We start from the raw sequence: 12,314 nt of genomic DNA, 5'->3' as shown, positions 1-12,314 counted from the left end.
GGATTGAGGGATCATACAAAACTCCGAGCGTTTGACCTCGCTGACGAGTTGGCTATTGAGATTTATCGAGCAACACGTAACTTTCCTAAAGAGGAAATTTATGGATTGACATTCCAGATGCGTAGAGCGGCTGTTTCGGTGCCTTCTAATATTGTCGAGGGCTGTGCTCGTGAGAGCCAAGTCGAATATCTTCGTTTCCTTGAAATAGCTTTCGGTTCTCTCAGAGAGTTACACTACCAATTTGGGTTAGCCAATCGATTAGGATACGTTAATAAATCTATTTCATCGAGAATTGAGGATAAAATGATAGAGGCACAAAAAGTTCTCGGTGGATTAATCCGATCACTACGAAAAAACCCAAGCTAAATAGGCTACAACCCTATAGTCTACTATCTAAAAGCCTACAGTCTAAAAACCTGCAGCCTCTCTGTTGCTACAGCCTAACCTCCTACAGCCTAATAGGCTAAAATCCAGAGGATTTTCCATGAACATCTGTATCGTCGGAACCGGTTACGTCGGCCTCGTAGCCGCCGCATGCCTTGCGGAAATGGGAAACGATGTGGTCTGCATCGATGTCAACCCGGACATCATCGATAATTTGAAGGCCGGCAACATTCATATCTTTGAACCCGGACTGGAGCCCCTGGTCGCCCGCAATGTCGAAGAAGGGCGGTTGCGCTTCAGTACCGATCTGGCAGAGGGCATGGATGAAGCCCTGTTTGTCTTCAGCTGTGTGGGAACCCCGTCAAACCCGGATGGATCGTGCGACCTGTCCTATGTGGACGAGGTGGCCACCCAGATCGGCCGGCTTATTTCCGACTACAAGATCATCATCAACAAGTCGACTGTGCCGGTGGGCACGGCCGACCGGGTCAATGAGATTATCCAGTCACAGGTCAAACAAAGAGGCGTAACCGTTGAATTCGATGTGGTCTCGAATCCGGAGTTTCTCAAGGAGGGAGATGCCGTCAACGACTTTTTGAAGCCGGATCGCGTGATCGTGGGCACGGATAACGTGAGGACCGCCAAGCTACTGGAAACGCTCTATGCCCCCTTTGCCCGAAGCCGGGACAAGATGATCGTCATGGGCATCCGCAGTGCCGAGATGACCAAGTACGCTGCCAACTGCATGCTGGCCACCAAGATCTCCTTCATGAACGAGGTGGCCAATATCTGTGAAACGGTGGGTGCGGATGTGCGGGAGGTGCGCGCCGGCATCGGCTCCGACCGGCGCATCGGATACCACTTTATTTATCCGGGGGTGGGCTATGGCGGATCCTGCTTCCCAAAAGATGTGCGCGCACTGATCGATACGGCCAAAGCCTATGGATGTACCCCAAGCCTTGTGGAAGCCGTGGACGCGGTCAACAATCGCCAGAAAGGCATGCTGGCGGAAAAAATCAAAAAACACTTTCAGGAAAAGGGCGGTGTCGAAGGTAAAACCATCGCCTTGTGGGGACTGGCCTTCAAGGCCAACACCGACGACATGCGCGAGTCGGCGGCCCTGGATGTCATTCAATCCCTCACCGATGCCGGGATGACTGTCAAGGCCTACGACCCCGTGGCCGGTGGCAATGCCAGAAAGATCCTTCAGGACAATGCCTCGGTGACCGTAATGGACAACCAGTACGACCCCGTCGATGGCGCCGATGCCCTTGCCGTGGTGACCGATTGGAACCAGTTTCGCAACCCGGATTTCAACCGAATAAAAAAGATGCTCAAGGAACCGGTCATTTTCGATGGAAGAAACCTCTTTTCGCGATCCTTCATGAAGGATATGGGCTTCTCTTACATCAGTATTGGAAGGCAGCCGGTGTTAAATGAAAGATAATATCTGGCTATAGGCTATAGGCGATGGGCAATAGGCAATTGGTATGAGGCTATAAGCGACAGAATGGGGAAGGGATTTAAAGAACTATTTGTGTGGCAAAAAGCCAGAGATCTGGCAATTGACGTCTATAAGATTACCACACATGGTAGTTTTAAAAGGGATTATGGTTTGACCGATCAATTGAGACGGTCGGCTGTGAGTGTGCCAAGCAATATTGCCGAGGGTGATGAACGTGATACAGATAAGGATGCGATCCGATTTTTTTACATGGCCAAGGGGTCGCTTGCAGAATTAAGGACCCAATTGGATATTGCGAACCAGATTGATTATCTGAAGGAGGACGGTTTTCAAGATTTTGATGAAAAAGCTGTCACAATAGGAAGGATGCTCGGCAGCCTGATAAAGGCCCGATCAAAAAAAAACTGAGGTTAGCAATTATAGCCAGATACCCATTGCCTATCGCCCCTGGCCCATCGCCTGCCGTATAATTCTCTTCCGGCATACCCCGATTCTCGGGATAAACTGGGCGGTGAAGAAAAGCAGGTAGAAGGCTGTAGGCTGAAGCGTTTTAGGGCTGTATGAATTCTACCGATTTTACAGAAGCATCCGACTTGACGCCTTTTTTCAGCAAACGACCCACAACAATCAACCCTCGACAATCAACAATCAACCCACACCACGATAAGGAATCAAGCGTGAAACAACCCTTTTCAAAAGGCATCTTGAATCTTGATACGGAAAAAGAGGCGGACAAGATCTGTGGTCAGATCCGGACCCTGATGACCAAACAGCTCAAACGCCGCGGGTTGGTTGTCGCCTTGTCCGGGGGGATCGACAGCAGCGTGTCCGTGGGCCTGGCAGCCAGGGCATTGGGGCCCGACCGGGTGGTCACCCTGTTGATGCCCGAGCGGCATTCTTCGGACGAGACCCTTGATCTCAGCAAGTCGGTTGCCGACACCTTCGGTGTCAAATGGTTTCACGAAGACATTTCCGGGGTGCTTCAGGCCGTGGGGTTTTATCAGCGATACGACGATGCGGTTCGCCAGGCCATTCCCGAATACGGCGACGGTTGGAAGTCCAAGATCGTGATCCCCAACGTGATGGAATCCAAGGGCTTCAACCTGTTTTCCATTGTTGCCCAGAAGCCGGACGGCACGCAGGTACAGAAGCGGCTGCCGTTGAAGGCCTACCTGGAAATCGTTGCCGCCACCAATTTCAAGCAGCGCACGCGCAAGATGTACGAGTACTATTACGCGGATCGGTTCAATTATGCCGTCGTGGGCACGCCCAACCGCCTGGAGTACGACCAGGGTTTTTTTGTCAAACTCGGCGACGGCGCCGCCGACATCAAACCCATTGCCCACCTTTACAAAACCCAGGTTTACCAGATGGCCGCCTACCTGGGGGTGCCCGAGAAAATCCGCAACCGGCCGCCGACTACAGACACCTATTCCATGCCCCAGGGGCAGGATGAGTTCTATTTTTCACTGCCCTACGACCGGATGGACCTGTGCCTGTATGGCAAAAACAATGGCTACAGCCCAGCAGATATTGCCGAGACATTAGGACTGACGCCGGATCAGGTCCAGCGGGTGTACGATGATATCGATACCAAGCGCACAACGACGCGGTATCTGCACTTATCACCGCAACTGATCGAAGAGGTGCCAGAGATAAAATAAGGGTTCACCGCCCGCTTCGCTCGAGACGCAGAGCACACAGAGAGGACGTTTTTTGCGGGCTTCGCCCGGAAGATCTAAAACGGCCTAAATCCTAATATTTTTGATTTCCCACTCAGAAATCAAATCCCCTCCGCGTCTCTGAGCCCTCGAGCGCAGCGGGCGAGATGAAAAAAATGTCTCTCGCAGAGTCGCAGAGCACACAGAGAGGATGTGTTTAAACGGGCTATGCCCGAAAAGATCTAAAACGGATAGAATCCTGTTTTTTTTTGATTTCCCACTCAGAAATCAACCCCTCCGCGTCTCTGTGGCCTCGAGCGTAGCGGGCGAGATAAAAAAATGTGTTTTTCACAGAGTCGCAGAGCACGCAAAGAGGACGTTTTTTGCGGGCTTCACCCGAAAGATCTAAAACGGACTTCATTCCTTTTCGTTTGATTTCGCTTTACAGAAATCAACCCCTCCGCGTCTCTGTGGCCTCGAGCGCAGCGGGCGAGAGATAAAAAATGTTTCTCGCAGAGACGCAGAGATCACAGAGAGGACGTTTATTACGGGCTTCGCCCAGATAAATACCTAATATGACTGAACTCAATGCCCTTTCATCACAAGTCATCAAAGCGGCAATTAACGTACACAGTGCTTTAGGGCCAGGGTTGTTGGAGTCGGTATATCAAAAGTGTATGGCAATAGAACTTGATGCCATGAACTTAAAAAACGAAACAGAAGTCCCGCTACCAATCACTTATCGGGATCAAGAGATTACCGATGATGGCCACCGAATTGATATACTTGTTGAAAATACCATTATCGTTGAACTTAAGTCCGTTGAAATGGTCAAATCGGTGCACAAAAAGCAGTTGCTGACTTATTTGCGAATATCCGGAAAACCACTTGGTTTGCTGATTAACTTTAATGAAACATTGTTAAAAGAAGGCATAACCAGAATCGTAAATCAAAGATAAAAACAAGTTTTTCGCAGAGAAAGTCATGTTTTACGGGCTTCGCCCGAAAAGATCAGAAACGGATCCATTCCTTTTATGTTTGATTTTCTCCTCAGAAATCAAACCAGCTCCACGCCTCATCAAACTTGAGCGTAGCGGGCGAGATAAAACGATCATGCCTCTCGCAGAGACGCAGAGCACCCAGAGAGGAACAATAGTTTTTAGTGGGCTCCGCCCAAAAAGCAGATACAGATAACATTTCCGATGTTCTTCATTTGATTTCCGTCTCAGAAATCAAATCCCTCAGCGCCTCTGCGCCCTCGAGCGCAGCGGGCGAGATAAACGAAAATGAACAACTATACACTTTGAACGAAAAGGGATCTAACAAATGGCAGATGTACAAAGCAAAATCAGAGAATTCATCATCGAAAACTTCCTCTTCGGCAACGCCAACGGCCTGAAGGACGACACGTCGTTTCTGGAGGAGGGCATCATCGATTCCACCGGTGTCCTCGAGTTGGTCACCTTCCTCGAAGAGACTTATGAAATTCAGGTAGATGACGAAGAACTGATTCCTGAAAACCTCGATTCCATCAACAATGTCACTGCCTATTTAGAACAAAAAATGGCTTAAAAAAGAAGCCTCTCGCAGAGACGCAGAGCACACAGAGAGGACGTTTTTTACGGGCTTCGCCCGGAAGATCTAAACGGCCTAAATCCTAATATTTTTGATTTCCCACTCAGAAATCAAATCCCCTCCGCGTCTCTGTGCCCTCGAACGCAGTGGGCGAGATAAAAAAATGTTTCTCGCAGAGTCGCAGAGATCACAGAGAAGGTCATTTTTGCTGGCTACGCCCGAAGAGCTCTTAAACGATTTAAATTCTTTCCTGTTTGATTTCCCACTCAGAAATCAAACCCAACTCAGCGCCTCTGTGCTCTCGAGCGTAGCGGGCGAGAGATTGATTCCTGTGTATGTGAATGGAAAATAATCTAATCCATCATTTCTTAGAGAATTCCGCAGCCCGTCACCCCGACAAGGTGGCCATTATCCACGAGAAGACCCGTGCCACCTACCGGCAGGTGAACAAGGATTCCGATCGACTGGCCTCGTTCCTCGTGGGCCGGCGTGTAGAAAAGGGCGACCGGGTGGTCATCCTGATGGAAAACAGTGTCGAGTACGTCACCGCCTACTACGGCATCCTCAAAGCCGGTGCCGTCGCCGTGCCGCTCGGCACCGATCTCAAGCCCGATGGTCTTATCCCATTGCTGGCCGAACTCGAACCCGCCGCAATTATTACATCAGCACGTTTTGAACGCCTGCTCCAGGCATCTGATCTCAGTGTCCCCAACCTGGATACCCTGATCATCCACAATCCTAAATTTGATTGGGATAATTGTGGAATAGACGTTTATTCATTTCAGCAAACCACAAACCACAAACCACAAACCACAAACCAATCAAACAATAATTGGAACAAGAATTCAGAATTCAGAAGTCAGAATTCAGAATCTGCAATCCAGGAACTCAACAAACGCAACGAACCAATTCAACCCACAACCAACAACCCACAACCAACAAACAGTAACGATATTGAGTTGGAAGCTGTTTCTGTATCAAGTTCTGACTTGGGAAGCATCATTTACACCTCCGGCTCCACCGGAAAACCCAAAGGCGTCATGCTCACCCACGGCAACATTGTCGCCAATACCCATTCCATCTGCGAATACCTGCAATTGACAGACAGCGACATCCAGATGGTGGTGCTGCCGTTCTTTTATGTCATGGGCAAATCCCTGCTCAACACCATCGTCGCTGCCGGTGGAACGTTGGTGATCAACAATAAATTTGCCTTTCCGGCAACGGTGATCAACCAGATGATCGAAGAAAGGGTGACCGTTTTTTCCGGCGTGCCGTCCACTTACGCCTACCTGCTGCACCGATCGCCATTGAAAAAAAGCAGGCCGCGACTCAGCCATCTGCGCATGGTGACCCAGGCCGGCGGCCACATGGCCCGGTCAGTCAAGACAGCCCTGCGGGAAACGCTGCCCGGTCACACCCGAATCTGCATCATGTACGGTGCTACCGAGGCCTCGGCCCGCCTGACCTGGCTGGATCCCGACCGCTTCGAGCAGAAAATCGATTCGATCGGCAAAGGCATCCCCGGCGTGACGGTTAAAATCCTCGACGATCAGGGCTTTGAATTACCCCAGGGGGCCAAAGGCGAAGTGGTCGCCAGTGGGCCCAATATCATGCAGGGATATTGGCGGGATCCGGCAGCCTCGTCACAAGCCCTGGACGGAAACGGATATCATACCGGTGATGTTGGGTTTAAGGACGCGGACGGCTTTATCTTTCTGCAAGGCCGCAAGGACAACCTGATCAAGGTCGGCGGACACCGCATCAATCCCCAGGAGGTAGAAGACGCCCTGCTGGCCACCGGACTGGCCGTTGAGGCGTCGGTGGTGGGTGTCGATGACGACCTGCTTGGTAAACGGCTGGCCGCCCTGGTCGTGCCGCTGAACGGCGATACCTCTCCGGAGGCGATCATGGAAAATTGCGCGTCGATGCTCCCCAAATATAAAATGCCGGCTGAATTGCGCTTCGTCAGGGCGCTTCCTAAAAATGCCAATGGCAAGGTTGACCGGAACGGTTGTTTAAAATTTTTCACCGCAGAGTCGCAGAGCACACAGAGAGGACGTTTTTTTAAGGGCTACGCCCAAAAGATCTAAAACGGATATATACCTTTTATGTTTGATTTTCCCCTCAGAAATCAAACCCCCTCCGCGCCTCAGCGCCCTCGAGCGCAGCGGGCGAGATAAAAAAATGTCTCTCGCAGAGTCGCAGAGCACACAGAGAGGACGTTTTTTTAAGGGCTACGCCCAAAAGATCTAAAACGGATATATACCTTTTATGTTTGATTTTCCCCTCAGAAATCAAACCCCCTCCGCGCCTCAGCGCCCTCGAGCGAAGCGGGTGAGATGAAAAAATGTCTCTCGCAGAGTCGCAGAGCACACAAAGAGGACGTTTTTTAACGGGCTACGCCCAAAAGATCTAAAACCGATAGAATCCTATTTTGTTTGATTTCCCTCTCAGAAATCAACCCCTCCGCGTCTCTGAGTCCTCGAGCGCAGCGGGCGAGATAAAAAATTGTCTCTCGCAGAGTCGCAGAGCACACAGAGGGGATTTTTTTGCGGGCTATGCTCAGATAAATGCCTAATATGACTGAACTCAATGCCCTTTCATCACAAGTCATCAAAGCGGCAATTAACGTACACAGTGCTTTAGGGCCAGGGTTGTTGGAGTCGGTATATCAAAAATGCATGGCAATAGAACTCGATGCTCTTGGCTTAAAATGCGAAACAGAAGTTCCGTTGCCTGTTGTTTATCGAGATCAGATCATTACAGACGATGGTTTCAGAATTGATATACTTGTAGAAAAAACTATCGTTGTGGAACTGAAGTCCGTTGAAATGGTCAAGTCGGTGCACAAAAAGCAATTGCTGACCTATTTGCGATTATCCGGAAAACCCCTCGGGCTATTGATCAACTTTAATGAAACATTGTTAAAAGAAGGCATCTCCAGAATCGTAAATCAAAAATAAAAACAAGTTTCACGCAGAGTCGCAGAGCTCACAGGGAAAGTCATGTTTTAAGGGCTTCGCCCAAAAAGATTTAAAACGGATAGAATCCTATTTTGTTTGATTTCCCTCTCAGAAATCAACCCCTCAGCGTCTCTGCGGCCTCGAGCGCAGCGGGCGAGATAAAAATAATGTTTCTCGCGGAGGCGCAGAGCACACAAAGAGGACGTTTTTTAACGGGCTTCGCCCAAAAGACCTAAAACCGATAGAATCCTATTTTGTTTGATTTCCCTCTCAGAAATCAAACCCCCTCCGCGCCTCAGCGCCCTCGAGCGCAGCGGGCGAGATAAAAATAATGTTTTTTGCGGAGGCGCAGAGCACACAAAGAGGACGTTTTTAACGGGCTTCGCCCGAAAAGATCTTAAAACGGATATATACCTTTTATGTTTGATTTTCCCCTCAGAAATCAAACCCCCTCCGCGCCTCAGCGCCCTCTAACGAAGTGAGCGAGATAAAAATAATGTTTTTTGCGGAGGCGCAGAGCACACAAAGAGGACGTTTTTAACGGGCTTCGCCCAAAAGACCTAAAACCGATAGAATCCTATTTTGTTTGATTTCCCTCTCAGAAATCAAACCCCCTCCGCGCCTCAGCGCCCTCTAACGAAGTGAGCGAGATGAAATAATTTTTCCCAGAGCCGCAGAGAAAGTCACTGATTCTATTTTTTAATTTTTTTTAGAAAGTTTAAAATCAGACAGCACTTTAAACCATTTGCGTCATTTTCTTGGCATGGCAAACATCCAAAAAGCGGAATAACACGCATGCCATCATTAAGGTTTCATAATCATATGATATTTAAATTGTTATATTTTGGCATGTGGCCTGCATTCATCCTTGTCCGAATGCGAGGTCATCTATACCATTTCCAAACCCATGTAATTGGCCATGCGGAGCTATGGGAGAAAAGCAGGTTGCTAGGCTGTAGGCTGAAGGATATTAGGACTGGATGGATATTTCGGTTTTCTTCAAACCAATAGCCTATTGCCTATGACCTATCGCCAAAACTTCCGTTTATTTTCGTTTAACCGCCATGCGATAAATTTCCTTGTCCCTCCGGGGACCGACTGCCAATACGTAAACCAAAACTCTTTTTTCATGCACCTGATAAACCACGCGATAGTCTCCGACACGCAGTTTGCGGAAATCGGAAAGATTCCCCGACAAAGGAGCCCCAAACTGCATTGGCTGTTCGGTCAGTTTTGTATCGATGGCCTTCACGACGCGTCGTGCGGCAGACGGACCAATGCTCTCAAGATCCTCTTCAACGCCATGATGATAGAGAATGGACCATGTCATGCGCCGAATTTTTCCAGAATGAAGTCATGAGACAAAGCCTTTTTCTCATTAAAGCTATCCAGCCGGGCCATGGCCAGAGCCATTAGCCGAAGGTCTTCCATTTCTTGCTCCATGGCCTCGTAGCTTTCCATGGAGAGCAGCACGGCTTTTGGGGTATTGTTTTTCAAAATTATTAGTTTATCCGTATCCCCATTTGCAAGGGCGTCTAAGGTGGCTGATGTTTTTTTTGAAAGGGTCGTTGCCGAAAGATAGTCTGTCGAACGAATCATTATTAACCTCCATAATTCTGATAATTATTGCTATAATAATCAGATTATAGTCGGATGTCAATGTGGGCATGCTTCGATAGAAGCAGGTAGAAGGCTGTAGGCGTTAGGTTTTTAGCACTGGATGAATTCTATCGGTTTTTTTCAGCCGCAGGCTACCCTGAACTCGTCCTTGTAGGTCAGTGTGTGTCGGTGGCAAAAAAAAGGTTTTTAGGCCATAGGCTGAAGGCTATTGGGGTTGGATGAATTCTATCGATTTTATTCACCGCAGAGAGACGCAGAGAGAGCAATTTTGAATGATGAATTGTGAATTTTAAATTAAGGAAATTGAGATTGATTAATAATTGACAACCCCCGAAAAGTATATACAATTATGTATATACTTAGGCGCTCGGCGTCAGGAGGCACAGATGGATACCGCAAAAATATTCAGGAGCGGCAATTCCCAGGCGGTTCGGCTACCCAAGGCCTATCAGTTTGATTCTTCGGAGGTGCAGATTTTTCGTCGGGGTGATGAAATTATTTTAAAGCGCAAACCGCAGAATCTGGCAAGAGCCTTCGAACTGCTAACCGAAATGTCTGATGACTTCATGGTTCAAGGGCGTTGTCAACCATCAATTCAAGACCGGGAACCCCTATGACGGTCATGCTGGACACGGATATTTGCATTTACACGATTAAACGCAAACCAATCTCTGTCTTGAAACGACTCGAAAAGGTCCAGCCCGGCATGGTTGTTATGTCCGTCATCACTTTTGCCGAATTAATCAACGGGGCCAAAAAAAGCCAGCATGTAGAAGCAAACCTCAGGCGGTTAAACGCATTGAGTGAGCTTATCGACGTCTTACCTTTTGATAAGGATGCTGCCATGGCATACGGTGATGTCCGTTCTGACTTGGAAAAAAGAGGCCTGATCATTGGAGGCAATGACCTGTTTATCGCTGCCCATGCCCTGAGCCTGAACCTGACATTGGTTACCAACAATCAAAGGGAATTCGGCCGGGTGAATGGATTAAAGATTGAAAATTGGGTCGAGAATGAGTAACGGCCTATTTTTAACGATGAATTGTAAGTTGTGAATGAAGGTTGTTATCGGCCCATTAATTCAAAATTAGTCTTTTGGGTCCGTGTCCCAAAACCTCAGCGTTCTCCGCGTCTCGAGCGAAGCCCCGCGATGCGGGACAGGCTGGGCGGTGAAGGAAAACAGGTCGTTCGGCTGAAAGCTGAAGCGTTTTAGGGCTGAATGAATTCTATCGATATTTTTAAACCTTGTACTCACCGCAGAGACGCAAAGAACGCAGAGATGCCGACTTTTATGCGGGCTTTGCGCGAAAATAAGGAACAATCCGTTTTTAAAGTTCTTTCATTTAATTTCCCCCTCAGAAATTAAAAATTAACCCTCTTTGCGCTCTCTGCGCCTCGAGCGACGCGGGCGGTGAAAAAAAATCAATGACCGATCTTCAGGAAAAAATCGGTTCCTACTTCAAAAGCCGTGAAGAGGTTGTCGCCATTTACCTCTACGGGTCCCATGCCAGCGGAAAAGAGCGACACTACAGCGATGTAGATGTGGGTATCGTTCTGCGTCACCGCTTTTTACAGCAGGCATTCGAATTGCAAAGCCAATACATGACTGGTTTGGGACGGCTGCTTCGAAAAGAAGTTCATACGGTGGTATTGAACACCGCCGGCGAGTTGCTTCTCAAACAGGTTTTCAGCAAGGGCATTGTTATTTGTATTAATGACGAAGACGCATTCAGGCGATTCAGGATGAATCGTTATGCCATGATATCAGATTTTGGCTATTACTTGAAAATGACCCAATCTGGATTTCGCCGTAAAATCATAGAGGAAGGTCACCATGGTTGACAAAGAACTGATTTATGCAAAAGCCAGCACTGTTAAACGTCATTGCAAAAGGATCAAAGAAAAACTAGATGTCGACGTCGAGGCCTTTATATCCGATATCGATTGCCAGGAAATCGTCATTTTCAATCTCCAGATGGCAATCCAGAACTGCATCGACATTGCCGCCCATATTGTGAGCGATGAAGGCTATGGCGTTCCCGGCAGCAGCAATGAAATGTTTTACATGCTCGAAGAGAATGGATTGCTGGAAAACGATCTGTCTGAAAAAATGGTAAAAGCCATAGGCCTGAGAAACTTGATTGTTCACGAATACGGAAAGCTGAACCTGAATTTGATTCATCAAGTTGCCCAAAAGGACATTAAAGACCTTGAAACATTCATCCAATCGATAATTGATAAAACATCATAAGATAACAAAATGTTATCGATTCTATGATTCAAAAGCCTGTCAGCTATCAGCTAATCAGTCCGTGGCAAATAACAGGCTTTTAGGCTTTAGGCATTAGGTATTTAGCACTGGATGAATGGTATCGGTTTAATTCATGTTTTTTCATTTAATTTCCCCCTCAGAAATTAAGAAATTAACCCTCTTTGCGCTCTCTGCGCCTCGAGCGAAGCCCCGCGATGCGGGACAGGCTGGGCGGTGAAGGAAAACAGGTCGTTAGGCTGAAGGCTGAAGCGTTTCAGGGCTGAATGAATTCTATCGATATTTAAACTTTGTACTCACCGCAGAGACGCAAAGGACGCAGAGTTTATTTGATTGCTTTTTGGCTGAGATGGCCAAAAAGAAACAACTGGTAA

14 protein-coding genes are annotated in these 12,314 nt (G+C 48.1%); 12 read left to right on the top strand and 2 right to left on the bottom strand.

What is annotated here, in order from left to right; genetic code table 11:
- Positions 1-3: 3 nt before the first annotated feature.
- The 8 genes from DSCA_RS06145 to DSCA_RS06110 all read left to right on the top strand — a co-directional run bounded on the left by DSCA_RS06145 (position 4) and on the right by DSCA_RS06110 (position 8,051).
- Positions 4-366: a four helix bundle protein gene (locus DSCA_RS06145; protein WP_155315591.1), complete on the top strand. Its 363-nt coding sequence runs from the start codon at positions 4-6 to the stop codon at positions 364-366.
- A 118-nt stretch (positions 367-484) separates the two neighbouring features.
- Positions 485-1,831 (top strand): UDP-glucose dehydrogenase family protein, encoded by a 1,347-nt coding sequence (locus DSCA_RS06140; RefSeq protein WP_155315590.1) that lies wholly within the window; start codon positions 485-487, stop codon positions 1,829-1,831.
- Positions 1,832-1,894: 63 nt separating this feature from the next.
- Entirely contained in the window at positions 1,895-2,257 is a 363-nt protein-coding gene (locus DSCA_RS06135) for a four helix bundle protein (RefSeq protein ID WP_155315589.1), read from the top strand.
- A gap of 269 nt (positions 2,258-2,526) precedes the next feature.
- Positions 2,527-3,513 carry an NAD(+) synthase gene (gene nadE / locus DSCA_RS06130; protein ID WP_231716390.1) on the top strand — a complete coding sequence of 329 codons (987 nt, stop codon included), beginning with the start codon at positions 2,527-2,529 and terminating at the stop codon, positions 3,511-3,513.
- A gap of 572 nt (positions 3,514-4,085) precedes the next feature.
- A complete protein-coding gene (locus DSCA_RS06125; RefSeq protein ID WP_155315587.1) occupies positions 4,086-4,469 on the top strand; it encodes a GxxExxY protein in 384 nt (127 codons plus the stop codon).
- Between the two features lie 367 nt (positions 4,470-4,836).
- Positions 4,837-5,082: an acyl carrier protein gene (locus DSCA_RS06120; protein WP_155315586.1), complete on the top strand. Its 246-nt coding sequence runs from the start codon at positions 4,837-4,839 to the stop codon at positions 5,080-5,082.
- Positions 5,083-5,426: 344 nt separating this feature from the next.
- A complete protein-coding gene (locus DSCA_RS06115) occupies positions 5,427-7,178 on the top strand; it encodes a class I adenylate-forming enzyme family protein (protein ID WP_155315585.1) in 1,752 nt (583 codons plus the stop codon).
- 489 nt (positions 7,179-7,667) lie between these two features.
- Entirely contained in the window at positions 7,668-8,051 is a 384-nt protein-coding gene (locus tag DSCA_RS06110) for a GxxExxY protein (protein WP_155315584.1), read from the top strand.
- A 1,045-nt stretch (positions 8,052-9,096) separates the two neighbouring features.
- Here the strand turns inward: DSCA_RS06110 and DSCA_RS06105 are convergent.
- Together DSCA_RS06105 and DSCA_RS06100 are read right to left on the bottom strand one after the other, a co-directional pair.
- Complete coding sequence (locus DSCA_RS06105; RefSeq protein ID WP_155315583.1) at positions 9,097-9,381, bottom strand: type II toxin-antitoxin system RelE family toxin; 285 nt, start codon at positions 9,379-9,381, stop codon at positions 9,097-9,099.
- Positions 9,378-9,650 (bottom strand): type II toxin-antitoxin system Phd/YefM family antitoxin, encoded by a 273-nt coding sequence (locus DSCA_RS06100; protein ID WP_231716389.1) that lies wholly within the window; start codon positions 9,648-9,650, stop codon positions 9,378-9,380. Before DSCA_RS06100 ends, DSCA_RS06105 begins: the two co-directional genes overlap by 4 nt.
- A gap of 407 nt (positions 9,651-10,057) precedes the next feature.
- On the opposite strand from DSCA_RS06100, the gene DSCA_RS06095 reads away from it, so the two are divergent.
- The 4 genes from DSCA_RS06095 to hepT all read left to right on the top strand — a co-directional run bounded on the left by DSCA_RS06095 (position 10,058) and on the right by hepT (position 11,922).
- Positions 10,058-10,288, top strand: coding sequence for an antitoxin (locus DSCA_RS06095; RefSeq protein WP_155315582.1), 231 nt, complete (start codon positions 10,058-10,060; stop codon positions 10,286-10,288).
- The gene (vapC, locus tag DSCA_RS06090; RefSeq protein WP_197904751.1) at positions 10,285-10,692 is read left to right on the top strand and encodes a type II toxin-antitoxin system tRNA(fMet)-specific endonuclease VapC; all 408 of its coding nucleotides are present in this window, start codon (positions 10,285-10,287) and stop codon (positions 10,690-10,692) included. Before DSCA_RS06095 ends, vapC begins: the two co-directional genes overlap by 4 nt.
- Before the next feature lie 404 nt (positions 10,693-11,096).
- Positions 11,097-11,513: a type VII toxin-antitoxin system MntA family adenylyltransferase antitoxin gene (mntA, locus tag DSCA_RS06085; protein WP_155315581.1), complete on the top strand. Its 417-nt coding sequence runs from the start codon at positions 11,097-11,099 to the stop codon at positions 11,511-11,513.
- Positions 11,506-11,922: a type VII toxin-antitoxin system HepT family RNase toxin gene (hepT, locus tag DSCA_RS06080; RefSeq protein ID WP_155315580.1), complete on the top strand. Its 417-nt coding sequence runs from the start codon at positions 11,506-11,508 to the stop codon at positions 11,920-11,922. Before mntA ends, hepT begins: the two co-directional genes overlap by 8 nt.
- Positions 11,923-12,314 lie beyond the last annotated feature (392 nt).

It is taken from the genome of Desulfosarcina alkanivorans (genome assembly GCF_009688945.1).
In the GTDB taxonomy this organism is placed as follows: domain Bacteria; phylum Desulfobacterota; class Desulfobacteria; order Desulfobacterales; family Desulfosarcinaceae; genus Desulfosarcina; species Desulfosarcina alkanivorans.
Note: the sequence above shows the minus strand (reverse complement) of the source record. Positions and strands in the feature narration are given on the sequence as shown.